A 14,250-nucleotide genomic window follows, 5' to 3' on the forward strand; every position below is an offset into this window, starting at 1 on the left:
GCTTCTCTTGTTTGACAGACTTCGACTTGCTATTGGATCCAGCTGATACTCTAGACCTGCAGTTGCGACAAGCAATGCAATCAGATCGCTATCAATTGATTAGTTTCACGGTAGCCGACTAACGGTCGCCGTGCAGCATTTTCGACACATGAAAAACCCGCATCGCTGCGGGTTTTTCTTTGACGCTGGTGGATCAGTTGACCTTGGCAGCCAATTCACCCTTCAGGTAGCGCTGGAACATGCCTTCCAGCGAGATCGGCTTGATCTTCGAGGCGTTGCCGGCAGTGCCGAACGCTTCGTAACGGGCGATGCACACGTCGCGCATGGCTTTCACGGTTTCACCGAAGAACTTGCGTGGGTCGAACTCGCTCGGGTTCTGTGCCATCAGGCGGCGCATGGCACCGGTGGACGCCAGGCGCAGGTCGGTGTCGATGTTGACCTTGCGCACGCCGTGCTTGATACCTTCAACGATCTCTTCGACCGGTACGCCGTAGGTTTCCTTGATGTCGCCGCCGTACTGGTTGATGATCGCCAGCCACTCTTGCGGGACCGAGGAAGAACCGTGCATCACCAGGTGGGTGTTAGGGATGCGCTTGTGGATTTCCTTGATGCGGTCGATTGCCAGCACGTCACCGGTCGGTGGCTTGGTGAACTTGTAGGCACCGTGGCTGGTGCCGATGGCGATGGCCAGGGCGTCGACCTGGGTCTTCTTGACGAAGTCAGCGGCTTCTTCCGGATCGGTCAGCATCTGGCTGTGGTCCAGCACACCCTCGGCGCCGATGCCGTCTTCTTCACCGGCCATGCCGGTTTCCAGGGAGCCCAGGCAGCCCAGCTCGCCTTCTACCGAAACGCCGCAGGCGTGGGCCATGGCGACGGTCTGCTGGGTGACGCGGACGTTGTACTCGTAGTCGGTCGGCGTCTTGCCGTCTTCACCCAGCGAGCCGTCCATCATTACCGAGCTGAAACCCAGCTGGATGGAACGTTGGCACACGTCTGGGCTGGTGCCGTGGTCCTGGTGCATGCACACCGGGATGTGCGGGAATTCTTCGATGGCAGCCAGGATCAGGTGGCGCAGGAATGGGGCACCGGCGTATTTGCGGGCGCCGGCCGAAGCCTGGACGATCACCGGGGAGTCGGTCTTGTCGGCCGCTTCCATGATGGCGCGCATCTGCTCGAGGTTGTTGACGTTGAAAGCTGGAACGCCGTAACCGAACTCGGCGGCGTGGTCCAGCATCTGGCGCATGCTAATGAGTGCCATTGTGTATCTCTCTCCCGACAAGCGTCGTTTGTTTCGTGCAAGCCTGCCGCAGGGGCGGTTGCTGTTCAAGTAGTGTGGGCCGCCTGTGCGGCCCGGCCAGTCACGGTGCCTTGCAGCCCCGCCCAATCAGATCGTTGGTTGCCACCCAGTACACCAGGCCTTCGTCGCCCTTGGTGTGGAAGGCCAGCACGCCATCGCTGTACAGCGCGCCAGAGGCGCCCGGCTCGGCCTTGAGCCGATAGACCTGGTCACCGCCGCCGAGGCGTACGTCAACCTGATCCCGCTGTGCATCAGCGAAGCGCCACAGCACTTCGGCCTGAGTGTCACAGACCCAGCGGGTCCAGTTGTCCGCCGGGGCGGGAGGTGCAGGCTGAATCAGCGAGCATCCTGCCAGTGTCGCCAGAGCCATCGAGGCCAGTAGCGCTTTCATTACATATCCTCTAGAGGACCACATAGCGGTCACTTGGTTGCCTGCTCCGACGAAACGCACGGCATCAGGGACAACCCGGCGCCTGGCGCTGGTGTTCTTCGTCGTACTTTTCCAGCCCGTCCGGGCCAACGCGCTTGCTGATGACCGGCACGGTCTCGGCCTGCCACGCGGACTGGTAGCAACCGCCCTTGGGCGGCTGCGCCGGGTCGGCCTCCGAGGACGGGCTGCTGGAGCAGGCGCCCAGCATGCCGGCCAGAATCATCACAGGCAATTGCTTGACCATCAGGTCGCTCCCTTTGCCAGGCGCCGCCATTGTCAGGCTTTTGCCCGCTCTTCCAGGATCGCCACGGCTGGCAGCACCTTGCCCTCGACGAATTCGAGGAAGGCGCCGCCACCGGTAGAAATGTAGGAGATATCCTTGCTGACGCCATATTTGTCGATGGCTGCCAGGGTATCGCCACCACCGGCAATGGAAAACGCTGCACTTTCAGCGATGGCCTTGGCCAGCACCTTGGTGCCGTTGCCGAACTGGTCGAACTCGAACACGCCGACCGGGCCGTTCCACAGGATGGTCTTCGACGACTTCAGCAGCTCGGCGAAATGGGCAGCGGTCTGCGGGCCGATGTCCAGGATCATGTCGTCGGCGGCAACGTCGGCGATGGCCTTGACGGTGGCTTCGGCGTCCTCGGCGAACGCCTTGGCAACCACGACGTCGACCGGCAGTGGCACGCTGACCTTGGCGGCGATGGCCTTGGCGGTTTCGATCAGGTCAGGCTCGTACAGCGACTTGCCCACCGGGTGACCGGCAGCAGCCAGGAACGTGTTGGCGATGCCGCCACCGACGATCAGCTGGTCGCAAACGCTGCTCAGACTGTTCAGCACATCCAGCTTGGTCGATACCTTGGAGCCGGCAACGATGGCCGCCATTGGCTTGGCCGGGGCTTTCAGGGCCTTGCCCAGCGCGTCCAGCTCTGCAGCCAGCAGCGGGCCAGCGGCAGCCACCTTGGCGAACTTGGCAACGCCATGGGTGGAGCCTTCGGCACGGTGAGCGGTGCCGAAAGCGTCCATGACGAACACGTCGCACAGGGCGGCGTATTGCTGGGCCAGCTCGTCGGCGTTCTTCTTCTCGCCCTTGTTGAAACGTACGTTCTCGAACAGCACCAGGTCACCGGCGCTGACTTGAACACCGTTCAGGTAATCGGCAACCAGCGGCACTTCCCGGCCCAAGGCCTTGCTCAGGTAGTCGGCGACCGGCTTGAGGCTGTTCTCGGCAGAGAACTCGCCTTCGGTCGGGCGGCCCAGGTGCGAGCAGACCATTACCGCCGCACCCTTTTCCAGGGCCAGCTTGATGGTCGGCAGCGCTGCCAGGATACGCGCATCGCTGGTTACCACACCGTCCTTCACAGGTACGTTGAGGTCTTCGCGGATCAGTACGCGTTTACCTTGCAGGTCGAGGTCGGTCATCTTCAACACGGTCATGAATGCAGTCCTTCAGGGCTGTTTGCTGCGGGTTGGGTGGACGACGTGCAGATAGTGTTCGGCAACGTCGAGCATACGGTTGGCAAAACCCCATTCATTGTCGAACCAAGCCAGCAAGTTCACCAGGCGTGGGCCTGAAACGCGGGTCTGGCTGGCATCGACGATCGCCGAATGCGGGTCATGGTTGAAATCACAGCTGGCGTGAGGCAACTCGGTATAGGCCAGCAAGCCTTTCAGCGGGCCGCTCTGCGCGGCCTCGCGCAACACCCGGTTGACCTCGGCCGCACTGGTGTCGCGGGCGGTCTGCAGGGTGATGTCCAGGCAGGAGACGTTGACAGTCGGCACGCGTACCGCTTTGGCCTGGATTCGCCCGGCAAGTTCCGGAAGCAAGCGCTCGATACCGCGCGCCAGCCCCGTGGACACCGGAATCACCGACTGGAAGGCCGAGCGCGTGCGGCGCAGGTCCTCGTGGTGATAGGCATCGATCACCGGCTGATCGTTCATCGCCGAGTGGATGGTGGTGATCTGCACATACTCGATGCCGAATGCCTGGTCCAGCACGCGCAACAGCGGGACGCCGCAATTGGTGGTGCAAGAGGCGTTGGAGACCAGGCGTTCGTGGCCCGTCAGGCAATCCTGGTTGATGCCATAGACCACGGTGGCATCGACATCGGCCTCGCTGGCCATCGGCTGCGAGAACAATACGCGCGGCGCGCCAGCGTCGAGGAAACGCTGGCCATCGGCGCGGGTGTGATAGACACCGGAGCACTCCAGCACCAGGTCGATGCCCAGGGCGGCCCAGTCGATGCCTTCAGGGGTGGCGCTGCGCATGACCTTCACGCAGTCGCCATTGATATGCAGACAGTCGCCGTCGACCTTCACCTCGCCGGGGAATCGCCCGTGGGTGGAGTCGAAGCGTGTCAGGTATTCGATGCTGGCCTGATCGGCCAGGTCGTTCAGCGCTACGATCTCGAAACCGGCCTTTGCCCCCCGCTCGAACAGTGCGCGCAGGACACAGCGGCCGATGCGGCCGTAACCGTTGAGTGCAACTTTGTAGGGACGCGGGTGGGGCATTGGGTGGCTCGCTAACGCATGATGGCTGTTGGGGCCGCCTTGCGGCCCATCGCGACGCAAGGCCGCTCCCACAAGGAACGGCGTACGCAGTACCCTGTAGGAGCGGCCTTGTGTCGCGAAACGAGGGCGAAGCCCTCGCCTTACGCCTGTATCAGTCTTCCAGCAGCTCTTCGGCGGTACCCAGGATGTTCTCCAGGGTGAAGCCGAATTCCTCGAACAGTGCAGCGGCCGGCGCCGACTCACCGTAGGTGGTCATGCCGATGATGCGGCCTTCCAGGCCGACGTACTTGTACCAGAAGTCCGCGTGGGCGGCTTCGATGGCGATACGTGCCGCGACTTCGACCGGCAGCACCGATTGCTTGTAGGCGGCGTCCTGGACATCGAACACGCTGGTGCAAGGCATGGAAACCACGCGCACCTTGCGGCCCTGCTCGGTCAGTTTGGCGTGCGCCTGAACGGCCAGGCCCACTTCCGAACCGGTGGCGATCAGGATCAGCTCAGGCTCGCCAGCGCAATCCTTGAGCACGTAGCCGCCGCGGCTGATGTTGGCGATCTGCTGGGCGTCGCGATCCTGGTGCTGCAGGTTCTGACGCGAGAAGATCAGTGCCGATGGGCCGTCCTTGCGCTCCAGGGCGTTTTTCCACGATACGGCCGATTCGACCGCGTCGGCTGGGCGCCAGGTGTCCAGGTTCGGTGTGCTGCGCAGGCTGGTCAGCTGCTCGATCGGCTGGTGAGTCGGGCCGTCTTCGCCCAGGCCGATGGAGTCGTGGGTATAGACGTGGATCACGCGCTGCTTCATCAGGGCCGACATGCGCACGGCATTGCGGGCGTATTCCATGAACATCAGGAAGGTCGCGCCGTAAGGCACCAGGCCACCGTGCAGGGCGACGCCGTTCATGATGGCGGTCATGCCGAACTCGCGCACGCCGTAGAACACGTAATTGCCGCTGGCATCATTGGCTTCGACGCCCTTGCAGCCCTTCCACAGGGTCAGGTTGGAGCCGGCCAGGTCAGCCGAACCGCCGAGGAACTCAGGCAGCAACGGGCCGAAGGCGTTCAGCGCGTTCTGGCTGGCCTTGCGGCTGGCAATGGTTTCGCCTTTGGCGGCCACTTCGTTGATGTACGCCTGGGCCTTCTCGCTGAAGTCGGCCGGCAGCTCGCCGCTGGCACGGCGCTTGAACTCGGCAGCCAGCTCCGGGTAGGCCTTGGCGTAGGCGTCGAAACGCTGGTTCCAGTCGGCTTCGGCCTTGGCGCCGGCAGCCTTGGCATCCCATTCGGCGTAGATGTCGGCCGGAATTTCGAACGGACCGTGGTTCCAGTTCAGTTCCTTGCGGGCCAGGGCGATTTCGTCGTTGCCCAGCGGCGCGCCGTGGCAGTCTTCCTTGCCCTGCTTGTTCGGCGAACCGAAACCGATGATGGTCTTGCAGCAGATCAGGGTCGGACGGTCGCTCTTGCGCGCGGTCTCGATGGCCATCTTGATTTCATCGGCATCATGACCGTTGACGTTACGGATCACCTGCCAGTTGTAGGCTTCGAAACGCGCCGGGGTATTGTCGGTGAACCAGCCGTGCACTTCGCCGTCGATGGAGATGCCGTTGTCGTCGTAGAAGGCGATCAGCTTGTTCAGGCCCAGGGTGCCGGCCAGCGAGGCGACTTCATGGGAGATACCTTCCATCATGCAGCCGTCGCCGAGGAACACATAGGTGTGGTGGTCGACGATGGTGTGGCCGTCACGGTTGAACTGGGCGGCCAGCACTTTCTCGGCCAGGGCGAAGCCCACGGCGTTGGCAATGCCTTGGCCGAGCGGCCCGGTGGTGGTCTCGACGCCAGGGGTGTAGCCGTATTCCGGGTGGCCCGGGGTGCGGCTGTGCAGCTGGCGGAAGGCCTTGAGGTCGTCGATCGACAGATCGTAGCCGGTCAGGTGCAGCAGCGAATAGATGAGCATCGAGCCGTGGCCGTTGGACAGCACGAAGCGGTCACGGTCGGCGAAATCCGGGTTGCTCGGGTTGTGCTTCATGTAGTCGCGCCAAAGCACTTCGGCGATATCCGCCATGCCCATGGGGGCACCTGGGTGGCCGCTGTTGGCCTTTTGCACGGCATCCATGCTGAGGGCACGAATGGCGTTGGCACGTTCACGACGGCTGGGCATCGCTGATCTCCTGGGGCTTGAATAGGTGGTGTCACGAAAAAGGCGGCCATTTTCGCCCAGTGCGGGGGCTGGGGGCAATGACGGATGGTCGCAGTTGGGGGATTTTCCTGTGATTGGCCTGCATAACGGCGAAAAAACCGCCAGACGCACCCGCCCATCAGCCAATATCAAAACTTTTTGATATTGGCCTTGCGGGGGCAGCCCTGCCTGTCTAGACTGCCGTCCCATGAACCTCCGTGCGCAACCGATCCCTCAGCAAAGCGACACACTGGCCGCCCTGTGCAAGGCCAGTGGCGATGCGCTGCGCCTGAATGTATTGCGCGCCCTGGCCAGTGATTCGTTCGGCGTGCTGGAACTGGCGCAGATCTTCGACATCGGCCAGTCGGGCATGAGCCATCACCTCAAGGTACTGGCCCAGGCCGAGCTGGTGGCCACGCGGCGCGAAGGCAATGCGATCTTCTACCGTCGTGCCCTGCCCGACGGCCAGCGCTTCGGCGGGCGCCTGCACATGGCCCTGCTCGATGAGGTCGACGACCTGACCTTGCCGGAGGATGTCCAGGCCCGTATCGCCCAGGTACAGCAGCGCCGCGCCGCCACCAGCCAGGACTTCTTCTTGCGCGTGGAAGAAAAATTCCGCGCCCAGCAAGACCTCATCGCCGGCTTGCCGCAATACCGCGAGAGCCTGCTGGCGCTGCTCGACAAACTGAACTTCGCGCCGACCGCCAGCGCGCTGGAGGTCGGCCCCGGCGATGGCGGTTTCCTGCCAGACCTGGCACGGCGTTTCGCCCAGGTCACGGCCCTGGACAACAGCCCGACCATGCTCGAGCTGGCGCGCCAGGTCTGCGAACGCGAACGCCTGGGTAATGTAAACCTGCAGTTGGCCGATGCACTGGGTGCAACGGATGTGGAAGCCGACTGCGTTGTGCTGAACATGGTCCTGCACCATTTCAGCGACCCGGCCCTGGCCCTGCGCCAGCTGGCCAAACGGGTGAAGGCAGGCGGCAGCCTGCTGGTCACCGAACTGTGCAGCCATGACCAGGGTTGGGCGCGGGAAGCCTGCGGCGACCTCTGGCTCGGCTTCGAACAGGACGACCTGGCCCGTTGGGCCACAGCAGCCGGGCTTGCCCCCGGGGACAGCCTCTATGTGGGCTTGCGTAACGGTTTCCAGATCCAGGTCCGCCATTTTCAGCGGACGGCTGGCGACACTCACCATCGGTAAATTTTAGGAACCCGTCGAGATGAGCGAATACTCCCTTTTCACCTCCGAGTCCGTGTCCGAAGGGCATCCGGACAAGATCGCCGACCAGATTTCGGACGCGGTCCTTGATGCCATCATTGCCCAGGACAAGTACGCCCGCGTTGCCTGCGAAACCCTGGTCAAGACCGGTGTCGCCATCATCGCCGGCGAGGTCACCACTTCAGCCTGGGTAGACCTGGAAGAGCTGGTGCGCAAGGTCATCATCGATATCGGCTACAACAGCTCCGACGTCGGCTTCGACGGCGCCACCTGCGCGGTGATGAACATCATCGGCAAGCAGTCGGTGGACATCGCCCAGGGCGTCGACCGCTCCAAGCCGGAAGACCAGGGCGCAGGCGACCAGGGCCTGATGTTCGGCTATGCCAGCAACGAAACCGACGTGCTGATGCCAGCACCGATCTGCTTCTCGCACCGCCTGGTCGAGCGCCAGGCCGAAGCACGCAAGTCCGGCCTGCTGCCGTGGCTGCGCCCGGACGCCAAGTCCCAGGTCACCTGCCGCTACGAAAACGGCAAAGTGGTCGGTATCGACGCCGTGGTCCTGTCGACCCAGCATAACCCTGAGGTCTCGCAGAAAGACCTGCAGGAAGCCGTGATGGAGCTGATCGTCAAGCACACCCTGCCGGCCGAACTGCTGCACAAGGGCACCCAGTTCCACATCAACCCGACCGGCAACTTCATCATCGGTGGCCCGGTGGGCGACTGCGGCCTGACCGGCCGCAAGATCATCGTCGACTCCTACGGCGGCATGGCCCGTCACGGTGGTGGCGCGTTCTCCGGCAAGGACCCTTCCAAGGTCGACCGCTCCGCCGCCTACGCCGGCCGCTACGTGGCCAAGAACATCGTTGCCGCCGGCCTGGCCGAACGTTGCGAGATCCAGGTGTCCTACGCCATCGGCGTGGCCCAGCCGACCTCCATCTCGATCAACACCTTCGGCACCGGCAAGGTGTCCGACGACAAGATCATCCAGATCGTACGCGAGTGCTTCGACCTGCGCCCTTACGCCATCACCAAGATGCTCGACCTGCTGCACCCGATGTACCAGGAAACCGCGGCCTACGGCCACTTCGGCCGCGAGCCGCAGCAGAAGACCGTCGGCGACGACACCTTCACCACCTTCACCTGGGAACGCACCGACCGCGCCCAGGCGCTGCGTGACGCTGCCGGCCTGTAATTTTCCTGCAGCGGTAACTGAAAGCCCCTGCCGAGTGATCGGCAGGGGCTTTTTTGTGACATATCGGCTGACAACTGCGCGGCGCAACACGCGCTGCCGTTGCCTAGGCTGAGGCTTCCCCTCCGCCAAGCAAGGATGCTGGCCATGCCGTTGCTGTTCCTGTTTCTGCTCGCTTTTTCGTTCAACGCGCACGCCGCTGGCTGCCCGGCCTGGCCTGCCGAGCGGGCACGCGCCGAAGTCACACGCCTGCGCGAGGCGGTCAGCCAGTGGGATGATCACTACCATCGTCTGGGCGAATCCCTGGTGGCCGATGAAGTTTATGACCAGAGCCGGCAACGCCTGCTGCACCTGCAAGGGTGTTTCGCCCTGGAGAGCGAGCTGGACTCCTTAGCCAGCGCACGCGGGCCAATTGCCCACCCGATCCGCCACACCGGTGTCGACAAGCTCTCGGATGAACAGGCCGTGAGCCAATGGATGGTCGGCAAGACAGGCGTCTGGCTGCAGCCGAAGGTCGATGGCGTCGCCGTGACCCTGGTCTATCGCCAAGGCAGGCTGGTGCAGTTGCTCAGCCGTGGTGATGGCAACCAGGGACATGACTGGAGCCGACATATCGAAGTTCTGCAAGGTATCAACCAGCAGTTGCCCAACCCCGTTGATCTGATTCTGCAAGGTGAGCTGTACCTGCGGCTGGTTGATCATGTGCAAGCGCAGCAAGGTAGCGTCAACGCGCGCGGCACCGTCGCGGGCTTGCTGGCGCGCAAGCAACTCGCTCGTGAACAAGGCGCGGGCATTGCGCTGTTTGTCTGGGACTGGCCGCAAGGGCCAAGCGATCAGGGCGAGCGAGTGGCTCAGCTGGCTGCGCTGGGTTTTCCCGATAGCCAGCGCTACAGCGTGGCCATCAGCAGCGCTGGCGAGGCGGCACACTGGCGCGAGCATTGGTATCGCTCTGCCCTGCCGTTCGCCACGGATGGGGTGATCCTGCGTCAGAACGCACGGCCATCCGCCGAACGCTGGCAAACCAATGCGCCGTACTGGATTGCCGCCTGGAAGCACCCCTTTGCCCGGGCGTTGGCCGAAGTACGTGACGTGCGCTTTCGCATAGGCCGCACGGGGCGAATCACACCGGTGCTGAAGCTGCAGCCAGTTCGGCTCGACGACCGCCTGGTTACCCAGGTAAGCCTGGGCTCCCTGGCTCGCTGGCAGGCACTCGACATTCGCCCGGGAGACCAGGTAGCCATCAGCCTGGCGGGGCTGACCATCCCGCGCTTCGAGCAGGTAGTGCTGCGCGCCACCGAGCGCGATGCGGTTACGGCACCTGCGCCAGATCAATACAACGCTTTGACATGCTGGCAGGCTGGCGAAGGCTGTGAAGACCAGTTCATTGCTCGGCTCACCTGGCTCAGCGGCAAACAGGGCCTGGCCATGCCGGGCACCGGGCCCGGCACATGGCGACGACTGGTACGAGGCGGGCAGGTGGCAACGCTGGCAGACTGGCTGGCGCTGGACGCCGAGCGACTGGCCCAGCTACCTGGCATCAGCGATACCCGCGCCAGGCGCCTGCAACAAAGCTTCGAGGCTGGCCGCAGCAGGCCTTTCGCCCAGTGGGTCAGCGGTCTTGGCGTGCCAGTACCGCGCAATCTTCCACTCGAGGAGGACTGGGCAACCCTAACCCAGCGTTCAGCCACGCAATGGCAAGCCTTGCCCGGTATTGGCGCATCCCGCGCCAGCCACCTGCACGCATTTTTTGCGGCCGAGCAGGTGCAGGCCCTGGCGGAGCAGCTGAGCGAAAGCGGCATCCAGGGGTTCCCTGCGGCTGCCACCGGTGTGAGGCAATGAGTTTTAACAAAATCCGTTGTAGGAAATTGTCTGGATCACTTCAGAAATATCCACCAAGGGTTCCTATATAGGCAAAACCAAGGCAGGATTTGCTCCATCTTTTGCTGCCCCGCCCCCTCAAGGAGGCTTTGATGAACATGTTTTCCACCCTGGCACTGCTGACCACGCTTGGCCTGGCTGCTGGCGCTGCCCAAGCCGCCCAGCCCGACGAGGGCCTGACCGGTTGCGCCGCCAAGCGCAGTGCCATCGAGAACCAGCTGAAAATCGCCCGCGACCACGGTAACAGCGATCAGGTTGCTGGGCTCGAGGAAGCATTGCGCGGCGTTGAGCATTGCACCGACGCCGGCCTGCGCAAAGAGCGCGAGCAGAAAGTGCTCGATGCCCGTCACGAGGTGGCGCAGCGCGAGAAGGACCTGAAGAAGGCCGAGAAAAAAGGCGACGCGGAAAAGATCAACAAGCGCAAGGACAAGCTTGCCGAGTCTCGTAAAGAACTGCAGGAAGCGGTGGACGACCTGGATCGCTGATCTGCCTGATCGCCTGTTGACGCAGGCGATCAATGGTTGCGGAATTCGCTATGACACGCCTTGCACGCCGCCTCGACCTTGTCCATCGGCGCCTTCAGTTGCGCCGCGTCCAACGGCTGGGTCCGGGTCACGTCAACCAACTCACCGGTCACGCTCTCCAGTTGCCGGGCAAGGTCATGGAAGCGCGCCTGACGTTCCCACACTTCCGGTCGGGCACTACTGTCACCCTCGTCCCGCGCTTGCGGAAAATGCTGCCACGGCGCATGGGCCAAGCCATCGAGCTTCAACGCACCCGCGGCGAACTTCACCCCGTCGAAGGGCAAGCGGCCGCGCAACATGCCGCCCATGTCTTCGCTGGTCTTGAGCATGTCCTTGAATATTGCCTTGCGTTTGCCCAGCGGCGAATTAGGGTCGACCCGGTCACAGGCCGTCAGGGCAAGGGCAGCGAGCAGTACAACGGTCAATCGCTTGAACATCACGGTCACTTGAGCCTACACAAAGGGGCGGTCAGTATCGCTGCCTGCCAGGCAAAGACCAATAGCCACATAAAACACAAGGGCGAATCTTCATGTTCGCCAGCCACAGGTAATCATTGATGAAATCTGCCCTGCGCCATCTGGCCTGGACACTCCCGGCACTCGCCCTGCTGGCCGGCTGCAACGGCGGCGAAAACGCCAAGCCCGAGCCTCACGCCATTGCTACCTATGTCCCTGCTACCTGGAAAGACCTGCCTGCGGTCAGCGATGAAGACCTGCTGGCCGGCTTCTACGCCTGGCGCAGCGGCTGCGAGAAACTCAAGCGCGACACGGTGTGGGCCGCCACCTGTGAAGCGGCCGGCAGCGACACGGCGAGTGCCACCCAGGTACGCACGTTCCTTGAGCAGAACCTGCAGGTGTATGGCCTGCGTGCCGCCGACAACAACGCCAACGGCCTGATCACCGGCTACTACGAGCCGGTATACCCCGGCAGCCTGAAGCGCACCGAAGCGGCCCACGTGGCGGTCTATGGCGTACCCGAAGACATGATCGTGGTCGATCTGGCCAGCGTATACCCCGAACTCAAGGGCAAGCGCCTGCGTGGCCGCCTGGACGGTCGCGTGCTCAAACCCTACGACACCGCCGAGGTGATCAGCCGCGATGGGGTCAAGGCGCCTGTGCTGGCCTGGCTGACCGATCCGATGGACCTGCAATTCCTGCAGATCCAGGGTTCGGGCCGGATCCAGCTGGAGGATGGCCGCCAACTGCGGCTGGGCTACGCCGACCAGAACGGTCACCCCTACCGGCCAATCGGCCGCTGGCTGGTGGAGCAAGGCCAGTTGAAAAAAGAAGACGTGACCATGGGCAGCATCCACGCCTGGGCCATGGCCAACCCGCAGCGCGTGCCGGAACTGTTGGCCAGCAACCCGAGTTATGTGTTCTTCAGTACTCGCCCGGACAGCAACGAAGGGCCTCGCGGCTCGCTGAACGTGCCGCTCACCGCTGGATATAGCGTGGCCATCGACCGCAAGGTGATTCCGCTGGGTAGCCTGCTGTGGCTGTCTACCACGCGCCCGGATGGGTCGCCGGTGGTACGCCCGGTGGCGGCCCAGGACACGGGTGGAGCGATTGCCGGGGAAGTGCGTGCCGACCTGTTCTGGGGGACCGGGCCAGAGGCCGGTGAGCTGGCCGGGAACATGAAGCAGCAGGGGCAGATCTGGATGCTGTGGCCCAAGGGCAAGGCGCTGCCTGAGGTGCCTAAAGTGCTTTGATCGGCGGTGGATTCTTCGCGGGCTCGCCCGCTCCCACAGGTACGCCACAGCCCTCGACTGCTGCGCTGTACCTGTGTGTGGGCAAGCCCGCGAAGCAGGCGACTCGGCCTCAGACTGAAACCACGAAGAACGAAACGATCAACGCCAACCCGGCAACCCAAACCAGCGAACGCAGCGCCGCCCAGTCCGCCAGATAGCAGATGATGTAGAGCAGGCGACTGGTGATATACATCACACCCAGTACATCCTGGGTCACCTGCTCGGCATTACCGACGATATCGGCCACCAGCACCGCCGCCGCAAACGCCGGAAAAGCCTCGTAGCTATTTTGCTGGGCAGCATGTGCGCGGCGCGGCAAGCCCGACAGCGTGTCGAGGAAGGCGCGCGGGTCGTGATTGTCCTTGAGGCCAAAGCGGCCGCTCGACACCTTGGCGATCAATGCGCACAGTGGCGCCAGAAACAACGCGATGAGAATGCACCACAGGGCAACGGTCATGGACTGGATTCCTTGTTCGATCGAGAGGTCAGAGCTTCATCACCAGCATGCCTGCCAGGACCAGCCCGCAAGCTAGGAGTCTCGGCCCGCCAAAAGGTTCTTTGAGGTAGCGCATGCCCATCAGCACCACCAGGATCACACTCAACTCGCGCAGGGCCGCCGCCTCGGCCACCGACCCCAGGTGCATGGCCCACAGCACCAGTGCGTAACTGAACAGTACGCAAAAGCCCACTGCCAACCCCAAGCGCCATTGTGTGCGCCAGAACAGCACGAACGGCGCCCGCCGCGCCACGCTGGCCAGTAGCGGGAATGGCCAGGCGCTGAGCAGCGTCAACCACACCAGGTAGTCCCAAGGCTTGCCCCACAAACGCACCGCCTGGCCATCGAACCAGGTGTAGCAACCGATACACAGCCCGATCAGCGCAACCACCGGCAGCATCGACCACGGCAACCGGTCACCGCCGCCGCCCTGCCACAACAGGCAAGCCATGCCACACGGGATCAGCAGGATGCCGATGATCTGCTGCGAGCTGAGCGACTCACCGGCAAACGCCAGGGTCAGCCCCAGTACCACCAGCGGCGACAGGCCGCGCATCAGAGGATAGACCAGCCCCAGGTCACCGACCCGATAGGCCTGGATCAGCAGGAATCGGTACAACTGCTCGGCCAGCGCCGAAGCCAGCAGCCAAGGCCAGATCTCGGCGGGCGGAAACTCGGTGAAGGCCACGGCGCACACGGCGAACAGCAACGCCACGACGTCCATGCTGGCGATCACCAGCAGGCGCTCGGCGCTGAATTTGATCAAGGTGTTCCAGGTCGCGTGCAGCA

Annotated in this window: 14 protein-coding genes; 5 read left to right on the forward strand and 9 right to left on the reverse strand. The window is 63.4% G+C overall.

What is annotated here, in order from left to right; all coding sequences use genetic code 11:
- Positions 1-193 precede the first annotated feature (193 nt).
- The 6 genes from fba to tkt form a co-directional block, all read right to left on the reverse strand.
- On the reverse strand, positions 194-1,258 hold the full coding sequence (gene fba / locus APH33_RS26085; RefSeq protein ID WP_008093958.1) for a class II fructose-bisphosphate aldolase: 1,065 nt from the start codon (positions 1,256-1,258) through the stop codon (positions 194-196).
- Positions 1,259-1,358: 100 nt separating this feature from the next.
- On the reverse strand, positions 1,359-1,688 hold the full coding sequence (locus APH33_RS26090) for an MliC family protein (protein ID WP_054887925.1): 330 nt from the start codon (positions 1,686-1,688) through the stop codon (positions 1,359-1,361).
- A 64-nt stretch (positions 1,689-1,752) separates the two neighbouring features.
- Positions 1,753-1,971 carry a hypothetical protein gene (locus tag APH33_RS26095; RefSeq protein ID WP_054887938.1) on the reverse strand — a complete coding sequence of 73 codons (219 nt, stop codon included), beginning with the start codon at positions 1,969-1,971 and terminating at the stop codon, positions 1,753-1,755.
- Positions 1,972-2,003: 32 nt separating this feature from the next.
- Complete coding sequence (locus APH33_RS26100) at positions 2,004-3,167, reverse strand: phosphoglycerate kinase (protein WP_054887926.1); 1,164 nt, start codon at positions 3,165-3,167, stop codon at positions 2,004-2,006.
- A gap of 12 nt (positions 3,168-3,179) precedes the next feature.
- Entirely contained in the window at positions 3,180-4,241 is a 1,062-nt protein-coding gene (gene epd, locus APH33_RS26105; protein ID WP_054887927.1) for an erythrose-4-phosphate dehydrogenase, read from the reverse strand.
- Between the two features lie 151 nt (positions 4,242-4,392).
- Positions 4,393-6,390 (reverse strand): transketolase, encoded by a 1,998-nt coding sequence (tkt, locus tag APH33_RS26110; RefSeq protein WP_054887928.1) that lies wholly within the window; start codon positions 6,388-6,390, stop codon positions 4,393-4,395.
- A gap of 226 nt (positions 6,391-6,616) precedes the next feature.
- Here tkt and APH33_RS26115 point away from each other — a divergent pair, with 226 nt between their 5' ends.
- The 4 genes from APH33_RS26115 (at position 6,617) to APH33_RS26130 (ending at position 11,179) form a co-directional block, all read left to right on the forward strand.
- Positions 6,617-7,609, forward strand: a complete 993-nt coding sequence (locus APH33_RS26115; protein WP_054887929.1) for a metalloregulator ArsR/SmtB family transcription factor — start codon at positions 6,617-6,619, stop codon at positions 7,607-7,609.
- A 19-nt stretch (positions 7,610-7,628) separates the two neighbouring features.
- Entirely contained in the window at positions 7,629-8,819 is a 1,191-nt protein-coding gene (gene metK / locus APH33_RS26120) for a methionine adenosyltransferase (RefSeq protein WP_054887930.1), read from the forward strand.
- 144 nt (positions 8,820-8,963) lie between these two features.
- A complete protein-coding gene (gene ligB / locus APH33_RS26125) occupies positions 8,964-10,655 on the forward strand; it encodes an NAD-dependent DNA ligase LigB (protein WP_054887931.1) in 1,692 nt (563 codons plus the stop codon).
- 131 nt (positions 10,656-10,786) lie between these two features.
- Positions 10,787-11,179 (forward strand): DUF1090 domain-containing protein, encoded by a 393-nt coding sequence (locus APH33_RS26130; RefSeq protein WP_054887932.1) that lies wholly within the window; start codon positions 10,787-10,789, stop codon positions 11,177-11,179.
- A gap of 29 nt (positions 11,180-11,208) precedes the next feature.
- Here the strand turns inward: APH33_RS26130 and APH33_RS26135 are convergent, their stop codons facing one another.
- A complete protein-coding gene (locus tag APH33_RS26135) occupies positions 11,209-11,655 on the reverse strand; it encodes a cytochrome c (protein ID WP_054887933.1) in 447 nt (148 codons plus the stop codon).
- A gap of 119 nt (positions 11,656-11,774) precedes the next feature.
- On the opposite strand from APH33_RS26135, the gene APH33_RS26140 reads away from it, so the two are divergent.
- A complete protein-coding gene (locus tag APH33_RS26140) occupies positions 11,775-12,926 on the forward strand; it encodes a murein transglycosylase A (protein WP_054887934.1) in 1,152 nt (383 codons plus the stop codon).
- A gap of 109 nt (positions 12,927-13,035) precedes the next feature.
- Here the strand turns inward: APH33_RS26140 and APH33_RS26145 are convergent, their stop codons facing one another.
- Positions 13,036-13,422 (reverse strand): MAPEG family protein, encoded by a 387-nt coding sequence (locus APH33_RS26145; protein WP_054887935.1) that lies wholly within the window; start codon positions 13,420-13,422, stop codon positions 13,036-13,038.
- Between the two features lie 28 nt (positions 13,423-13,450).
- Positions 13,451-14,248 carry an EamA family transporter gene (locus tag APH33_RS26150; protein WP_054887936.1) on the reverse strand — a complete coding sequence of 266 codons (798 nt, stop codon included), beginning with the start codon at positions 14,246-14,248 and terminating at the stop codon, positions 13,451-13,453.
- Positions 14,249-14,250 lie beyond the last annotated feature (2 nt).

The sequence above is a fragment of the Pseudomonas sp. NBRC 111130 genome (genome assembly GCF_001320485.1).
Lineage (GTDB): Bacteria > Pseudomonadota > Gammaproteobacteria > Pseudomonadales > Pseudomonadaceae > Aquipseudomonas > Aquipseudomonas vlassakiae.